This window comes from Blautia sp. AF26-2 (assembly GCF_003460955.1).
GTDB classification, from domain to species: domain Bacteria; phylum Bacillota; class Clostridia; order Lachnospirales; family Lachnospiraceae; genus Fusicatenibacter; species Fusicatenibacter saccharivorans.
On sequence record NZ_QTWD01000013.1, the window covers coordinates 49,025 to 65,208 of the forward strand.

Below are 16,184 nucleotides of genomic sequence, written 5' to 3' on the forward strand. Positions count from 1 at the left end.
GTTCGCCTCCCTTTATCTTTTCTATCTTACTTCTTTCGTATTGTATCTTATTCGTTTCTATTTGTCCAGTTCTCCCTCGATCAAATCGACAGAAACAAGGGTAGAAACACCCTTCTCCTGCATCGTGATGCCGTACAGACGGTCTGCCGCCGTCATCGTACCGCGCCTGTGGGTGATGACGATGAACTGGGTATTTTTTGTCAGCTTATGCAGATACTGTGCAAAACGCGTTACGTTGGAATCGTCGAGCGCCGCCTCGATCTCGTCAAGTAAACAGAACGGGGACGGCTTTAAGTTCTGGATTGCAAAAAGCAGCGCAATCGCGGTCAGTGCCTTCTCGCCTCCGGAGAGCTGCATCATATTCTGCAGTTTCTTTCCCGGCGGCTGGGAAATGATGCGGATACCTGCCTCGAGTACATCCGTGTCCTCCTCGAGTTCCAGCGTTCCCTTTCCGCCGCCGAACAGCTGGCGGAACACGCGGTCAAACTCTTTCCGGATCTCCTCGAATTTTTCCGTGAACTGCTTGCGCATACCGGCATCCAGCTCATCGATGATGCCCTGCAGTGTCTCTGCCGCCTTGACAAGATCGGTGTGCTGTGCATCGAGAAAGGCGTGGCGCTCCGAAATCTCTTTGTACTCCTCAATCGCATTCACATTGACAGAGCCAAGCTTCCGGATCGCATCTTTTACTTCCAGCACACGCCGCTTTAATTCACTACGCTCCGGAATCTCCTCCATCTGGAACTCTCTTGCGTGGCCCGGTGTCACTTCGTACTCTTCCCAGAGATACGAGGTCTGTGCCTCTTTTGTCTCCTCCAGCTTTTCTTTCTGGCTGTTCAGACGGAAGCACTCTTTGTCCATCAGGGAAATCTGGTCGGAGAGCTGATCCCGCTTCTCGAAAAATTCTTTGTGATCTGCGCTTAATGCTTCTTTTTTCTCCTGCAGTTCCACAATCCGGCGGTCTTCCTCTTCTTTTGCCTGCACTGCTGCTGCAATCGTCTTCTGGATCTCCACGATGTCCTGCTGTTTCCTTTTGACATCGTCTTTTTCCTCCGCCGCTTTTTCCAGCATGGTGCGGCTTTCCGCTTCCAGTTTTCCCGTCTCTTCCTCAAGACGGCGGATGTTCTGGGCAAGGAATCCATCCTTCTGGGACAGATTTGCGTAATTTAACCGGATTTCTTCAAGATCCTTCGTATATTCTGCTTCCCGGCGGCGAAGCCCTGTAAGCGCCTCCTGTGCCTTCTGGATATTCTCCTGCAGCGTGCTTTCCCGCTCCACCGATTCCTGCATTTCCTGACCGATGACTTTCCGGTTCCGCTCAATCTCGGCGATCTGATTTTCAATCTCGAGACTCTCCTTCTGAAGCGCTTCAAAATCCAGACGGATTTCCGTCTTTTTCTCGCGCGCTTTTTCCAGATTCAGGCGCACCGTATTCTGCTCGATGTACTGCCGCTGCAGTTTTTCATTCAGCTCGGTGCGGAGATCACGGATTTCATTCCGCTTATTTTTCTTCTCTTCAAGTTCCTGCTGGATTTCCCGCAGTTCCTTCGCAAGACCCTGTACGCTCTTTTCGAGTTCCTCAATCTCACGCCGTCTTCCGAGCAGGTTGCTGTTGTTCCGGAACGAACCTCCTGTCATGGAACCGCCCGGGCTCAAGAGCTCGCCCTCGAGGGTTACCATGCGGAGCGTCTGACGGTATTTCCGCTGAATCACAATGGCATGGTCGATCGTGTCGACCACCAGCGTTCTTCCAAGCAGCTGTGCCACAAGGCCCTCATACACCGGGTCGTACGAAACAAGTGCATTTGCCACACCAAGCACACCGGTTTCTCTTGCCGCATCCTCATTCACCTGCGTTTTTTTCCCGCGCATACTGGTGAGCGGAAGGAACGTCGCACGGCCGAAATGGCCCCGTTTCAGGTATTCAATCAGGTATTTCGCCGTCGCCTCATTGTCGGTGACAATATTCTGAATGCTGCCGCCAAGTGCGGTCTCGATCGCCGTCTCGTACTTTTTCTCCGCCTGCAGAAGATCCGCCACAACGCCGTGGATGCCGGGATTCCGGTCTTTCTGCTCCATGACCTTCCGAATACTGTTTCCATAGCCGTCGTACCGCTCGGTGATGTTCTTTAAGGATTCGAGCCTTGACGCTTCTCTGTGGTAATTGGTCTGGCCGGCTTCCATCTCTTTCGTCTGGTTCGAGAGATCCGCCGTCAGCGCGGTAATCTTCTGATCTGCCTCCTGGTACTGCTGTTTCAGGCTGCTTACCGTCTCTTCGAGCGCTTCAAACGCGTTCTGCAGTTCTTCCATCTGCCCGTTCTGTTCGGACTCGCTCGTCTTTAAATGCAGCACCCTCTGGCTTAATTCTGCCTTTCGGATGCCGATCTGCTCGAGCATCGCATCGTAGCGCTGCATTTTTCCCTTCGTGGAACCCCGCTGGTTCAGAAGGCCGATGACTTCGCTCTTATCCTGTTCACTCTGCAGCTCGACTGCCTGGATCTGCCCCTGGCATTCCGAGAGAGCGGCCTCTTTCTCACTCTTTTCCGTCTCTGACGCAAGAAGTGCTTCATGAAGCCCGTTCTTTTCTGCCTGATATGTATTTTTTTCTGCCGTCTTTGTGCGGCTCTCCGCGCGGATCGCCTCCAGACGTTCTCTTAATGTGTCGCTGTTCCTCTCCGATGCATGAATCTGCTCATTCAACACCTCGATCTGGTTTTCGAGCTGCTGACGTTTCAGTGCATTCTCCCCCGCCTGATCGCGCGCAGAAAGAATCGTCTGGTCCAGTTTTTCCTGCTCCTGTTCCAGCTTTTCATACTCCTGCTTCGTATGCTCAAAAGCCTCTTTCGTGCTCTTTAACTGCTCTTCTGTAATCCGGTACCGGTCTTCTACTTTCGCGAGATCGTTCCGGATGCGCTCCATCTCGAGCAGAAACATATTGATATCGAGGAGCTTTAATTCCTCTTTCTTCTTTAAATAAATCTTTGCCGTCTCAGACTGGCGTTCCAGCGGCTCTAACTGCCTTGTCAGTTCCGAGAGAATGTCGTTGACGCGCACCAGATTCTGCTGCTCTTCCGCCAGCTTCTTTTCGGTCACGGCCTTCCTTCTCTTGAATTTGACAATTCCTGCCGCTTCGTCAAACAGCTCCCGGCGCTCTTCCGGCTTACCACTTAAAATCTTATCAATCTGACCCTGTCCGATGATGGAATAGCCTTCTTTTCCGATACCGGTATCGTAGAACAGCTCGTTGATGTCCTTTAACCGGCACGATGCGCCGTTCATCAGATACTCGCTCTCACCGGAGCGGTAGAGCCGTCTCGTCACCGTGACTTCCTCGAAATCGACATTCAGCTTGTGGTCGGAATTGTCGAGTGTAATTGCAACCGACGCGTAGCCGAGCGGCTTTCTCGTCTCGGTTCCGGAGAAAATAACATCCTGCATATTTCCGCCGCGGAGCTGCTTGGCGCTCTGTTCGCCGAGCACCCAGCGCACCGCATCGCCAACATTGCTCTTTCCACTGCCGTTCGGCCCTACAACGCCGGTAATACCGTCGTGGAACTGCAGAATGGTTTTGTTGGCAAACGACTTAAATCCCTGCATTTCAATGGATTTGAGATACATAATTCACCTACGCTTTTTTTCTGGCAAGAATTGCATCGTATGCCGCTGCCTGTTCTGCCGCTTTTTTCGTTCTGCCCTTTCCGGTACCGAGCGCTTTCTTTCCGACGCTGACCTGTGCCCAGAAGCTCTTGTCGTGATCCGGTCCCTCTTCTTTTAAGATGGTGTAAACAATCTCTTCATCCGTCTCACCCTGGATCAGCTCCTGCAGAATCGTTTTGCTGTCGTAGAAAAGCTGTTTGTGTTCGATATCGTTTAAGATATAGTTCAGAACGAACGCTTTTGCCGGTTCAAAGCCGCCGTCCAGGAAAATCGCACCGATCGTTGCCTCCATAGCATCCGAAACGATGGAATCGCGGTGACGGCCGCCGGTTGCCTCCTCGCCCTTTCCAAGGAGCAGAAAGCTGCCAAGGTCAATCTCACGGGCACAGAATGCCAGTGCCGGTTCACAGACGAGGCTGGCGCGTTTTTTCGTCATCTCGCCCTCCGGGAGACGCGGGAATGTCTTGTATAAAAATTCGCTGGATACAACTTCCAGCACGGCATCTCCTAAGAACTCCAGACGCTCGTTGCACTCCAGGCGCTCCATATGGTGCTCATTTGCGTAGGAAGAATGGCGCATCGCCATCTCCAGCAGTCCGAAATCCTGAAATTTATACTGGATCTTCTTTTCCAAATCCACGAGTTTATCAATATTATTCATAACCTGTTTTAAGCCTGTCCTTCCTCATAGTTACCGTTTGCAGGTGTTCTGCGGACGGTAACAAAGGGGCTGTCCTGTAGCAAACAGCCCCTTCGCCATTTTCTATTATTCTGCCAGTTTCTTTTTGATCGCTTCCACCGCATCCTCAACCGATACGATGTGCTCTGCTTCTTCTGCTTCGATCTGGATATCAAATTCTTCTTCAATTCCCATCACAATCTGAAATACATCCAGGGAATCCGCTCCCAGATCATCTGTAAAGGTTGTCTCCATGGTTACTTCATTCGGATCTACGTTTAATACATCCGCAATGATCTCCTGTAATTTCTCAAATTCCATCTTTCGCTGCCTCCCTGCTGCTCTTATAGTCTGCCAGATGCTCCTGCACTTTCTGCGGAATCTTCTCCTCGCTAAATGAAATGCACTGGAGAATGGAATTTTTAAATTCGTTGGCTTTTGAGCTTCCGTGCGTTTTTACAACGAGTCCTTTTAAGCCAAGCAGCGGTGCTCCGCCGTACTCACTGGCATCAAAAGACTTCAGTGTCTCTTTCAGCGCCGGTTTCACAAGAAGGGCTCCGATTTTACTGCGCAGAGATGTCATCATGCCCTGTTTTACCTTGGAAATCAGGGTCGCGCCGACGCCCTCATACAGCTTTAAGATAACGTTTCCGACAAACGCCTCACAGACAACAACGTCTGCGGCTCCGTTTGGAATTTCTCTTGCTTCGATACTGCCGACAAAGTTGATATACGGGTTTTCTTTCAGAAGCGGATACGTCTCTTTGACGAGCGCGTTTCCTTTTTCTTCTTCCACACCGATATTCACGATTCCCACACGCGGATTTTTAATGCCGACAACGTGTTCCATATAGATGGAACCCATCATGGCAAACTGCACCAGATGGGACGGTCTTGCATCAACATTCGCACCGCAGTCGATCAGAAGGGATACACCGTCTTTCGTCGGGATCAGCGGAGCCAGCGGCGGGCGCTCTACGCCCTTGATGCGTCCTACGATCGTCTGTCCGCCGACCAGGACTGCTCCGGTGCTTCCGGAGGAGACAAACGCGTCTGCCTCTCCGCAGCGCACTTTTTTCATGCCGACAACGATCGAAGAATCTTTTTTGTGGCGGATCGCATTGACCGGCGGCTCTCCCGTCTCAATGATCTCGGTTGCCGGAACGATCTCAACCCGCTCCTTCGGGTACGTATATTTCTGCAGTTCTTTTTCGATGACATCCACCTGGCCGACCAGCTGGACTTTGACACGTTCATCTGCGTTTACGGCCTCAACGGCGCCTTTTACCGGCTCCACAGGCGCATAATCGCCGCCCATCGCGTCCACTGCAACTCTGACTAAGTCACTCATGTTTTTTCCTCTTTTCTCTTTTCTAAAGCGCGTTTGAAAACTCTTTTTCTTTCAAAAAACCGTTTTCAACCACGCTCTAAAAGCACTCATGCAAGTGCTGTATTAACTATACTAAACTCCTTTGCAAAAATCAAGCACAAATGCCCATCCGCGCTTTCTCCTGTATTCCAAAAAAGCGGGTGGATTTATCTTTCCAAAATCCACCCGCTCTGTTTTATCTTATTTTTCTTAAGAAACCTTGACTCCGCTCGAATTCATCTCATGACCGTCTATGGTTGTATTCCGTGCCATGACACCGGTATCCGGATCCAAATAATATTCCTCACCATCCTGCGTGAACCAGCCGGTCTGCATCTGACCGTTGTCCGCCAGATAATACCATTCTTCTCCGCTCCAGTACCATCCTGTCACCATGTATGAATTTTCATCAAACACGTACCAGTAGCCGTCGATATTCTGCCAGGTATTGGTTGCATAGCTTCCATCATTATTCTGATACTGCCATCCGTTTTCATTCTGAACCCATTTCCCTGCCGGAATTACCGTAACTTCTGTTACTGTACTCGTCGCCATGGAAACGGTATTTCCAACCGTGTTTGTTGCCACAACGTAATAGTAATCTTTGCCCTCCGCCGAAGTATCGACCTGGTATGTCACTTCTGTTGCGCCTTCAATCGGCGTTCCTCCGCCGTTGGAATTTACGTTGTTCTTATACCACTGATATGTTACTGTGCCTTCTCCCGTTATTCCTGCCTCACAAGTCAGCTTTCCAGATGTATTTCCAACGGGAATCTGCAGGCTCTCCACCGGATTTACCGAAAAAACCGGCTTTTCCAGATTGGCATCTACATGAACAGCATCGCTGTCCTCTTTTGAAATATCTACACTGGCCGAAGACGAAACCGTCGTCTCAGTTCCCATCATTTTATCCATCAGACTGTCTGTGGAACATCCTGAGAGGAATACTACACTGCACATGCATGCTGCCAGAAATATGATTCGTCTATTCTTCATATGCTTTGCACTCCTTTTTTATAATTGTTACGAAAATGTTGCAATATTGTTTCAATTCTCACCGAGACCATTATAGCACATCACGACACACCACGTCAAATCTTTTATATGACGCTTCCAGACAACCCGCAGAGACAACAAAAAAGCCCCCGGTGACGGGAGCCTTTTGCTGCATTGCACATCGGAACTGATTCCGATTTATGAATATTAGTCCATTGCAACGACTTCTTTTTTGTTGTAAGAACCACAAGCTTTGCAAACTCTGTGCGGCATCATAAGAGCACCACATTTGCTGCATTTTACAAGGTTCGGAGCAGACATTTTCCAGTTTGCTCTTCTCTTATCGCGTCTTGCTTTGGAAGATTTATTCTTAGGACAAATGGACATAGTTACACCTCCTTAAATTTGCTGAATATATCTTTGATTGCAGCCATTCGGGGGTCTAGCCCTGTGGTATCACAATCACAGGTCTGAATATTCAGATTCGCACCACAACGGCTGCAGATTCCTTTACAGTCATCTTTACACAGCACTCGAATCGGCCATTGGACTATGAGCTCATTACGAACCAGTTCTTCCACATCGAGCTCGTCTCCCTCCACAAACGAAGAGTCCTCTTCTTTTTTCTCGCGTTCTTCCTCTGACAGATTCAGATCAATCTGCAGATCGAACTCGAGCTGGAATGGAGTCGCTACCGGTGTCAGGCATCTTGCACATGGAATCTCCATTGTAAGGTCTGCGCTGCCGGTGATCGTGATCACACGATTGCCTTCATGCGTAAGGCCAAGGATAACAGGATGTTTTTCGATTACCCGATAGTCCTGCCCGCCGATCGAAAAAATTTCGGATGTAAGCGGAATTTCATACTTTTCGGACTTTCCGTCCTGCGCAAATAACTTGGTCAGACTGATTTTCATATTGTTCTCCTAATCACACTTTACCAATTATACCCGGGAAGGTAAGAATTGTCAACTGCTTTTTGAATTATTTTTTATTTTCCTTTTACTAACTCTACAGTCTCCTCGCAGATTGCGATTTCCTCGTTGGTCGGGATCACGCATGCTGTAATCTTGGAGCCTTCTTTGGTGATGATCTTCTCAACGCCGCGGCAGTTATTTGCCTCAGAATCGAATTCCAGACCCATGAACTCAAATGCTTTGCAGATGGTCTCACGAAGCGGAATAGCGTTCTCTCCAAGGCCTGCGGTGAAGGTGATCACATCTACGCCGCCCATAGCTGCGATGTAGGAACCGATGTATTTGATAATGCGGTAAGCGTATGCTTCCAGACAGTTGATGGCATCCTGATTACCTGCCTCTGCTGCTGCAGATACATCACGGTAATCGCTGGAGATGCCGGTCATGCCGAGCATACCGGATTTCTTGTTCAGAATGTTCAGAACCTCGGATACGGTCAGGTTCTCTTTGTTGCACAGATACTCAACAAAAGCCGGATCGATATCTCCGGAACGGGTTCCCATGATCACACCTTCGAGCGGGGTAAGGCCCATGGAGGTATCTACACATTTGCCGTTCTTTACAGCGGAAAGGGAAGCACCATTTCCCATATGGCATACGATGATCTTCAGATCGTTGTAGTCTTTGCCAAGGAACTCTGCGGTTCTCTTGGATACGAATTTATGAGAAGTTCCGTGGAAGCCGTATTTACGGATTGCGTATTTCTCATAGTACTCTTTCGGAATACCGTACATATATGCTTTCGGAGGCATGGTCTGATGGAATGCGGTATCAAATACTGCTACGTTCGGAACGCCCGGCATCAGTTTCATGCAGGCATTGATTCCCATCAGGTTTGCCGGATTGTGCAGAGGACCAAGGTCAGCGCACTCCTCGATAACTTTGATTACTTCGTCATCGATGATAACAGAGTTTGTGATCTTCATTCCGCCGTGCAGAACGCGGTGTCCGATGGCATCTACTTCTTCCAGGCTCTTGATGACGCCGCTCTTCTCGTTTACCAGAGCGTCCAGAACCATCTGGATTGCCTCTACGTGTGTCGGCATTGCTGCTTCTGTTACCTCTTTTTCGCCGTTCTTTGGCTCATAAACGAGGCGTCCGTCGATACCGATTCTCTCACAGAGTCCTTTTGCCAGGACGTCACGGTTATCGTAATTGATCAGCTGGAATTTCAGAGAGGAACTTCCGCAGTTTACTACTAATACGTTCATTTCTAAATTCTCCTATTTTAAAAGTCTTATTAAAACTTCTGGCCGGCCTGTTCTCCGCAGCCGGCCAGAAAACCGCTTGTAATTGGTTTTATTTCGTGCTTACTGTGCCTGGCACTGTACAGCAGTGATTGCTACAACACCAACGATATCCTCTGCGGAGCATCCACGGGACAGATCGTTGACTGGAGCTGCGATACCCTGCGTCATTGGGCCGTATGCTTCTGCTTTTGCCAGTCTCTGTACCAGTTTGTATCCGATGTTTCCGGCATCCAGATCCGGGAAGATCAGAACGTTTGCTTTTCCTGCTACTTTGCTGTCCGGAGCTTTGGATGCACCTACGCTCGGAACGATTGCTGCATCAAGCTGCAGCTCGCCGTCGAGAGCGAGATCCGGGTTTGCTTCTTTTGCAATTCTGGTAGCCTCAACAACTTTGTCTACATCAGCATGTTTTGCACTTCCTTTGGAGGAGTGGGAAAGCATAGCAACTCTTGGCTCGTTTCCGGTCAGCATGCGGTAGGACTCTGCGGAAGACTCTGCGATTGCAGCCAGCTCTTCCGGATTCGGGTTCTGGTTCAGACCACAGTCACCGAATACGAATACACCGTCATCGCCGTACTCGCAGTCCGGAACTACCATCAGGAAGAATGCGGATACGAGTTTTGTTCCTGGTTTGGTCTTTAAGATCTGCAGGCATGGACGTAAGGTGTTTGCGGTAGAATGGCAGGCACCGGAAACAAGTCCGTCTGCATCTCCCATTTTAACCATCATAACGCCATAATATGTATAGTCATTCAGGATGGTCTCTCTTGCTTTCTCCGGAGTCATGCCTTTCTTTGCACGAAGCTCTACCAGCTTATCTACATAAGCCTGTGTTTTCTCGTTTTTCTCTGGATCTACAATAGTAGCTTTGGAGACATCCAGTCCCTCGCTGCCTTTCTTTACTGCCTCTTCGCTTCCGATGATGATCAGATTTGCAAGATCCTCTTTCAGGATCTGTGCAGCAGCCTCATATGTTCTTCTGTCTTCTGACTCTGGCAGTACAATTGTTTTTTTGTCTGCTTTTGCTCTTGCTTTAATTGTGTCAATAAATCCCATGATCTTTTGACTCCTTTCGATAAATTTACTCGATATTCTCATTGTAGTACGCTTTTTGCCCTTTCGCAAGTATAAAATTCAAAACAACTGGACAAAAAATCCAAAACGGAGGAATTCTTGCATTCCTTTTCTGTTTTTGTTACGATAGGGCTATGTGATCCGCGGTTCCTCTCTGTTTGGAATCGTGCTATTTTTTTCGAAAGAAGGTACGTTTTATGACCATTACCGCAGTCATTGCAGAATATAATCCTTTTCATAACGGCCATGCTTATCAGCTGGCAAAAGCCAGAGAACTGACCGGGGCGGACTATCTTGTCGTGATTATGAGCGGCGATTTCGTCCAGCGCGGCGCACCTGCCATTCTCGATCAGCACGACCGTGCGGAGCTGGCGCTTCTTGGCGGCGCGGACCTTGTGCTGCAGCTTCCGTGTCACTTTGCGCTCGGCAGTGCACAGCATTTCGCACGCGGGGCGGTATCGCTTCTTACTGCGCTTGGCTGTGTCGATTTTCTCTGCTTTGGCAGTGAATATGGAGACACGGCGCCGTTTCTGGAACTCGCTGATGTTCTGCTCCACGAGCCGGAGGAATACCGTGAGCTGCTCTCCGGTCTGCTTCGGAACGGACTTTCCTTCCCGACGGCGCGCGCACAGGCACTTTCCGCTTATTTTTCTGACAGCGCTTCCTTCTCTTCGCTTCCAAAAGAAGAACTTGATACCTTTTTAAAAGAACCAAACAATATTTTAGGCATTGAATATGTCCAGGCACTTCTGCTGTCACAAAGCCGCATTCGGCCGGTAACGATCCGCCGGGAGGGCAGCGGCTACCACGAAGGAGCGCTTTTCACACATGCACTCCCTTCTGCTACAGCAATGCGGAATCTTCTTTTTTCCAATCCGCATAAGGATCTGGAACTGTCCGCGCTCGCCTCCTGCATGCCAGAAGCGGTCTTTCACGCTTTTCAGAATGCCGTCGCATCTCATGGACTGTTGACCGCCGATGATTTCAGCCTGCTCCTCGCCGCACGGCTCCTCACGGAAACGAAGGAATCTCTCTCCTCCTGTCTCGACCTCTCGCCGGATCTTGCCAACCGCATCCTCCGCCAGCGCCACGCATGCTCCTCATTTTCAGAATTCGCCATGCAGCTTAAAACAAAGGAAATGACGTATACCCGCATCAGCCGTTCCCTGATGCATCTGCTTCTGAACCAGAAAACATTGTACCCGGCCGGCTATAACCGTGTTCTCGGTTTCCGAAAAAGTGCCGGTGCATTGTTAAAAGAGATTAGAAGACGTTCTTCTCTGCCGCTCATTGCCAAGGCAGCCGACGCCCCGCGGCTTCTTACCGGCGATGCACTTGCCGCCTTTGAGAGCGATATACAGGCCTCTCTTTTTTACGAGACTGTCCGTTCTCACAAAACAGGGACACCGTTCGTCCATGAATACACAAAAAAGCTGGTTCTGTTATAGAACCAGCTTTTTTCCAGCAGCAGCATCATCTGCTGCTGTGGAACTGTATAGTCCTCCACAAACAGGAAAACATTTTTTGTATCTGCACTTTCTCTTGTAAAGTCAAACTGCATGAAACGCATCTCACCATTCAGTATAAAATTGATCATAACATGATGCATGATGTGTTCTGCTGTTCCCTGTGTGATTGCTTCCATCGTCATCTGCTGTTTTATCCGATTAAGATCATCTATATTGCCAGATGCATAACGCATGAGTATCTTCAAAATCAATGTACAGGATTTCTATATAATGATTTTTAAGAGCTTTTTCATATATTGCAGCCTGAACCGCTTTCTCCAACAACTGAATTCCTCCTTGTTTTCTCATGTACTATTAATGCTTCATAGCACTCCCGCTATAAATTACTTTCATCAGTAATTCCACATCAACAGGCTTAGCAACATGTTCATTCATCCCTGCTTCTTTTGCCCTTATTCTGTCCTCCGTGAACGCATTTGCTGTCATTGCAATGATCGGTATTTTCTTTGCATCCTCTCTGTCCAGAGACCTAATCATCTTTGTAGCTTCATAACCATTCATGACCGGCATCATAATGTCCATAAGAATGACATCAAATTCACCAGGTTCACTATTTCTGAACAGTTCAACAGCTTCCTGACCATCCCATGTTTTTGTCACGTCGGCACCTTTTTTCTTTCAGGAAATCCTCTCTTAGCTGCCCGCCGTTTTCTGTTTCCATTTTAATATTTGTACTCATTTGTCTGGCACTTTCAATGGCACGGAGGAGACTTTTGGATTCCGAAGATTCATTATAATGGGTGTAGTGGAACACTGCACTTTCACATAGTTTACAATCTCCACCATTCTTTTCTCTGCTTCTGCTTTTTCTGCGTGGAAGAAATAAAACAGAGAGACTACAGCTACACAGATTCCTATCAGACCGCCGAGCAGCTGGATCCGTTTTTCTCCACCTCCAGATACTTCTGGGGATCATCCAGGTATTTTTCAATGATTTTCAGGGATGTGCCATCCAGACGCATCTCTTCCTGTGTCTGGCCCATCTGCTCACAGATTCCCCTGTCATCCTCTTTTGCAAAAGCAACGCCTATTCCGGTGATCATCAGAGGCTCTTCCAGGATACGGAAGCTTGCATCATAATCCTTCCTATACTGAACGATAGATTCCTCGTGTGCAGCAACCGCATCTACATATCCTTTTCCCAGAAACGTATAGATCAGCTCCCGGTGTCCCAGGATGATCAGATTTCCCAGCTTTGGGATCCTCTCATCCGTCCGGTTCAGAAAGATGCTTTCCGGTTTGGTTGTGGACTGGACAGCGGTAATCGTCAAGACGTCCTTCCATAGAAAAAACAGCCCATGATACAATCAATCTCGCCGCTCTCCACCAGTTCTTTTTTCTCCTCCCAGTTGATCTGGACAACCTTCACCTGTTATCCCATTCTTTTGAATGCTTCCGTAGCCAGTTCTACATCAATTCCTGTCGGTACACCATCCTCATTCAGATAATTGTATGGTGGATAGCTGTCGCTGCCGAGGGTAATAACAGGCTTTTCGGTTTCTTCTTTCGTGTTATCTGTGTTTTTGCACCCTGCCAGGGTGACTGCTAAATATCAAAAGTCCTAATAAAATTGCTATAGTTCTTCTTAATTTCAATGAATGATTATGTTTTTGCGTTTACTACCCCTTTTTGTCAGCAGTTTTGTGATCACTCTTTTTAATTGCGGAATATCAATCGGCTTTCCAATATGTTCATTCATCCCGGCCTCCAGACATGCTTTCCGATCTTCCTCAAAAGCATTTGCCGTCATGGCAATGATTGGAATCTTTTTAGCATCTTCACGTTCCAGCATACGAATTGCTTTTGTTGCTTCCAGCCCATCCATGACCGGCATCATCACATCCATGATGATGACATCATACTCATCCAACCTGGAATTCTGAAATATTTCAAATGCCTCTTTTCCGTTTTTCGCTTCTGTAATGTTCAGATGCTCCTCCTCCAGGATTGCATGGGCTATCTCCATATTAATGACATTATCTTCAACAAGAAGCACCCGTTTTCCTGACAGATCCATATCCTGTGAGTAGCTGTCCTTCTGTGAATCATTATTTTCAACCAAATAATCTATTTCAAATGGAACCGTAACCGTAAACGTGCTTCCTACATTTTCTTCGCTTTCCAGTTCTATCGTTCCACCCATCCGTTCAACAATATCTTTGACAATCGAAAGTCCCAGACCGGAGCCACTGAATGTTGTAGTTGACTGTTTGCCTTCCTGCGCAAAAGCATCAAACGCATGTTTTTGAAATTCTTCACTCATACCAAGACCGGTATCTGAACATACAAACTGAAAAACAGCTATATTCCCATCATCCGATAATTCTTCGCAATGAACATTCACTGTTCCATGAAAATGATTGTATTTAATCGCGTTGGAAGAAAGATTCATTAAAACCCTGCTCAGATGTACCGGACTTCCAATCAAATATCTGTGGCGGATTGTGCTTGCTTCCACGCCGCCTTCAAATCTTACACCATTCTCATAAGCACTCATTGCAACAACCGTCAGATTATTCCTTAACAGTTCTGCCAGATCAAAGGATTTATGTTCCAACACAAGGGAACCGGATTCCAGTTTGCTGATATCCAGGACATTGTTGATCAGATTTTGCAGATAATCGGCGGACTGAAGTACCTTCTTCCTGCATTCCCTTAACTTGACCACATCATTGTTATATTTTTCAGCGATATGGATCATCCCCACGATTCCGTTTAGCGGTGTACGGATATCGTGGCTCATACGCCGGAGAAAGGCTGTTTTTGAAAGATTCGCGCGATGAGCATCTTCCATGCTTTCCTTAAGCTGTTTCTGATACATGAGTTCCCGTGATTTTTCTTCCGTAATATCTCGTACGACATAAAGCACATCCACAGCGTTTCCATGTGCATCTCTGCTCTTTACAATAAATCTGGCCAGCCGCCATTCTCCGTTTACTCCCATAAATTCAATCGAAACAAAATTCGTATTACGAAGTCTCTCTGTCAATGTATCAAAGTCAAGAAACTCCCGGTATTTTTTTCTCTCTTCCTGGGCGGCAAATGCTGTTGGAAGTCTTTCCATAACATCATCAATTTTCCCCTTTTGTCCAAGGATTTTTTGCACAAGGTCATGGCCTTTCAAAAGCTCATATGTCCGCTCTTTAACATTGGCTTGTACGATTGTTACATACAACGTAGCAATTGCGGCAATAATCTCTGACCTCTTTGTCGCCTCATCAAGAGCCTTTTTCAACAGTACCGTACTTTTCAGATTTTCCCTCACACATCCAAGATGTCCGCCAACATCAGACAGCAGTGTAATGGAAATCTCATTCTGCCTCAAATCAGGATTATCTACCCCGATGAATCCATTCATCTGATGATTGGCATAAATCGGCACCGCAATCAAGGAACATATTTCCTGTGTTTTTAACAATTCATATTCTTCCGGTTCAGAATTTTTTGTCGCTTCCAGATCATGAATCACGATTACTTCCTTGTTTTCAAATCGTTTCACCCAGTTCGGCATCGAACTGACCGGGATTGCCTGAAGGTTATCTATCTCTGGTGCCACTCCATCGGCACACCATTCAAATGCATTGCTCAGACTGTCCTTCTGATCAGTTTCCCAGTCAAAAACATATACCCGGTCTGCCCCTGTATAGTTTCCAATCGCCTGCAACAAAGAGTGAATAATTTCTGACAGCTCCTGCTCATTTTCCACCTGATCCATAAGCGATATCTGATGCAGGATCGTGTCCATACTATGTAATTTTATTTGATAGAGTTCCTGAATCTCTTTTGTTTTCATTTTCTATCCCCCCCTGCAGTAAAACTATTATGGTTACGTCTGTGAAATAACACCGTAAGAAAGGATCCTGCTACGGCAGGATTCTCCGCCTAAACTTATGCAAAAAAACTGGTTTTATTATACTCTAACACTTTACTGCACACAAGAAAAACATTACCTTTTAGCGTTAAAAGGCAAAAAAAGAACAGCAACTGTGCCCGAAGTTCCAGTGATGTGTATCAAAAACGGAAATGGACTTTCGGCAGATATATTTTCTTCTGTTTCTCTGTCTTCAGGATCAGATGGAGGAACTGACAAAACAGACACAGACCCGCAATGATAAGATGCAGCTGATGATGGAACAGATCGTGCTGTCCAATAAGAGCAGCCAAAAAGAAAAAACAGATCGGCAAAAAGAATGAAAACAGCTTCCAGATGCCATATCAAGATGTTACCGCTTTGTGCCTGAAAAGTCGAAGTTGAGGAACATCATATTTTGGAGATCTGAAGATCGCAGGGTGCTGGGTACATTACAGGCGCAAGTTCCATGAGGCACTGGAGGTCATACCGAAAGATCTGAGGAAACAGTCTGTTTTGTACCTCATCATGAACCCGATCCGTGCGATTTACCGGGAGGAAGGAAAGCTTTCCGGTCTTTCATCAGACGAACGGACTGCCCATCGACTTTTACATAATAAATTCCGCTGATCCATTTAGATTCCTGCAGCGCTCCGTTCTTATCCATGTAATACCATTTTCCACCGATCTTCTGCCAGCCAGTCTGCATTTTGCCGTTTTTGTTCAAATAATACTTTGTGTTTTCTATGGCGGCCTTCACATGCACATCCGCAGAGGTATTGCTAGAACAACGGCTGCTATCG

The 16,184-nt window shown here is 47.4% G+C and carries 14 protein-coding genes and 2 pseudogenes; 2 read left to right on the plus strand and 14 right to left on the minus strand.

Annotation, left to right across the window (positions count from 1 at the left end; genetic code table 11):
* Window positions 1–57 precede the first annotated feature (57 nt).
* The 9 genes from smc to pta form a co-directional block, all read right to left on the minus strand.
* Window positions 58–3,618, minus strand: coding sequence for a chromosome segregation protein SMC (gene smc / locus DWY63_RS15250; RefSeq protein ID WP_117802557.1), 3,561 nt, complete (start codon window positions 3,616–3,618; stop codon window positions 58–60).
* Window positions 3,619–3,625: 7 nt separating this feature from the next.
* Entirely contained in the window at window positions 3,626–4,318 is a 693-nt protein-coding gene (rnc, locus tag DWY63_RS15255) for a ribonuclease III (protein WP_055228392.1), read from the minus strand.
* Window positions 4,319–4,423: 105 nt separating this feature from the next.
* Window positions 4,424–4,657 carry an acyl carrier protein gene (acpP, locus tag DWY63_RS15260; protein WP_117802558.1) on the minus strand — a complete coding sequence of 78 codons (234 nt, stop codon included), beginning with the start codon at window positions 4,655–4,657 and terminating at the stop codon, window positions 4,424–4,426.
* A complete protein-coding gene (plsX, locus tag DWY63_RS15265) occupies window positions 4,647–5,687 on the minus strand; it encodes a phosphate acyltransferase PlsX (protein ID WP_117802559.1) in 1,041 nt (346 codons plus the stop codon). Before plsX ends, acpP begins: the two co-directional genes overlap by 11 nt.
* Before the next feature lie 228 nt (window positions 5,688–5,915).
* Window positions 5,916–6,701 (minus strand): hypothetical protein, encoded by a 786-nt coding sequence (locus tag DWY63_RS15270; protein ID WP_055218872.1) that lies wholly within the window; start codon window positions 6,699–6,701, stop codon window positions 5,916–5,918.
* 207 nt (window positions 6,702–6,908) lie between these two features.
* The gene (gene rpmF / locus DWY63_RS15275) at window positions 6,909–7,088 is read right to left on the minus strand and encodes a 50S ribosomal protein L32 (protein WP_022462729.1); all 180 of its coding nucleotides are present in this window, start codon (window positions 7,086–7,088) and stop codon (window positions 6,909–6,911) included.
* 2 nt (window positions 7,089–7,090) lie between these two features.
* Window positions 7,091–7,618 carry a YceD family protein gene (locus DWY63_RS15280; RefSeq protein WP_117802560.1) on the minus strand — a complete coding sequence of 176 codons (528 nt, stop codon included), beginning with the start codon at window positions 7,616–7,618 and terminating at the stop codon, window positions 7,091–7,093.
* A 74-nt stretch (window positions 7,619–7,692) separates the two neighbouring features.
* On the minus strand, window positions 7,693–8,889 hold the full coding sequence (locus tag DWY63_RS15285; protein WP_022462727.1) for an acetate kinase: 1,197 nt from the start codon (window positions 8,887–8,889) through the stop codon (window positions 7,693–7,695).
* A gap of 99 nt (window positions 8,890–8,988) precedes the next feature.
* The gene (gene pta, locus DWY63_RS15290; protein WP_022462726.1) at window positions 8,989–9,984 is read right to left on the minus strand and encodes a phosphate acetyltransferase; all 996 of its coding nucleotides are present in this window, start codon (window positions 9,982–9,984) and stop codon (window positions 8,989–8,991) included.
* Between the two features lie 215 nt (window positions 9,985–10,199).
* Here pta and DWY63_RS15295 point away from each other — a divergent pair, with 215 nt between their 5' ends.
* Complete coding sequence (locus tag DWY63_RS15295; RefSeq protein ID WP_117802561.1) at window positions 10,200–11,450, plus strand: tRNA(Met) cytidine acetate ligase; 1,251 nt, start codon at window positions 10,200–10,202, stop codon at window positions 11,448–11,450.
* Here the strand turns inward: DWY63_RS15295 and DWY63_RS15300 are convergent.
* The 4 genes and pseudogenes from DWY63_RS15300 to DWY63_RS15315 form a co-directional block, all read right to left on the minus strand.
* Window positions 11,393–11,704, minus strand: coding sequence for a hypothetical protein (locus DWY63_RS15300; RefSeq protein ID WP_147326121.1), 312 nt, complete (start codon window positions 11,702–11,704; stop codon window positions 11,393–11,395). The genes DWY63_RS15295 and DWY63_RS15300 overlap by 58 nt on opposite strands.
* A gap of 121 nt (window positions 11,705–11,825) precedes the next feature.
* Window positions 11,826–12,131, minus strand: a complete 306-nt coding sequence (locus DWY63_RS15305; protein ID WP_055228394.1) for a response regulator — start codon at window positions 12,129–12,131, stop codon at window positions 11,826–11,828.
* Window positions 12,132–12,388: 257 nt separating this feature from the next.
* Window positions 12,389–13,068: pseudogene (locus DWY63_RS19165) on the minus strand (substrate-binding periplasmic protein).
* A 54-nt stretch (window positions 13,069–13,122) separates the two neighbouring features.
* Window positions 13,123–15,324 (minus strand): hybrid sensor histidine kinase/response regulator, encoded by a 2,202-nt coding sequence (locus DWY63_RS15315; protein ID WP_117802562.1) that lies wholly within the window; start codon window positions 15,322–15,324, stop codon window positions 13,123–13,125.
* A 480-nt stretch (window positions 15,325–15,804) separates the two neighbouring features.
* Between DWY63_RS15315 and DWY63_RS18535 the strand changes: the two are divergent.
* A pseudogene (locus DWY63_RS18535) lies at window positions 15,805–15,987 on the plus strand (IS66 family transposase); the annotation flags it as partial.
* Here the strand turns inward: DWY63_RS18535 and DWY63_RS19170 are convergent.
* Window positions 15,908–16,147, minus strand: coding sequence for a hypothetical protein (locus tag DWY63_RS19170; protein WP_430409883.1), 240 nt, complete (start codon window positions 16,145–16,147; stop codon window positions 15,908–15,910). The pseudogene DWY63_RS18535 and the gene DWY63_RS19170 overlap by 80 nt on opposite strands.
* Window positions 16,148–16,184: the final 37 nt, after the last annotated feature.

Excerpts from the sequence above, each read along its gene's own strand:
- rnc (WP_055228392.1), bottom strand. The coding sequence starts at position 4,318 with ATGAATAATATTGATAAACTCGTGGATTTGGAAAAGAAGATCCAGTAT.
- DWY63_RS15300 (WP_147326121.1), bottom strand. The coding sequence starts at position 11,704 with ATGCGTTATGCATCTGGCAATATAGATGATCTTAATCGGATAAAACAG.
- DWY63_RS15295 (WP_117802561.1), top strand. The coding sequence starts at position 10,200 with ATGACCATTACCGCAGTCATTGCAGAATATAATCCTTTTCATAACGGC.
- DWY63_RS15285 (WP_022462727.1), bottom strand. The coding sequence starts at position 8,889 with ATGAACGTATTAGTAGTAAACTGCGGAAGTTCCTCTCTGAAATTCCAG.
- rpmF (WP_022462729.1), bottom strand. The coding sequence starts at position 7,088 with ATGTCCATTTGTCCTAAGAATAAATCTTCCAAAGCAAGACGCGATAAG.
- smc (WP_117802557.1), bottom strand. The coding sequence starts at position 3,618 with ATGTATCTCAAATCCATTGAAATGCAGGGATTTAAGTCGTTTGCCAAC.
- DWY63_RS15280 (WP_117802560.1), bottom strand. The coding sequence starts at position 7,618 with ATGAAAATCAGTCTGACCAAGTTATTTGCGCAGGACGGAAAGTCCGAA.
- DWY63_RS15315 (WP_117802562.1), bottom strand. The coding sequence starts at position 15,324 with ATGAAAACAAAAGAGATTCAGGAACTCTATCAAATAAAATTACATAGT.
- plsX (WP_117802559.1), bottom strand. The coding sequence starts at position 5,687 with ATGAGTGACTTAGTCAGAGTTGCAGTGGACGCGATGGGCGGCGATTAT.
- acpP (WP_117802558.1), bottom strand. The coding sequence starts at position 4,657 with ATGGAATTTGAGAAATTACAGGAGATCATTGCGGATGTATTAAACGTA.
- pta (WP_022462726.1), bottom strand. The coding sequence starts at position 9,984 with ATGGGATTTATTGACACAATTAAAGCAAGAGCAAAAGCAGACAAAAAA.
- DWY63_RS15270 (WP_055218872.1), bottom strand. The coding sequence starts at position 6,701 with ATGAAGAATAGACGAATCATATTTCTGGCAGCATGCATGTGCAGTGTA.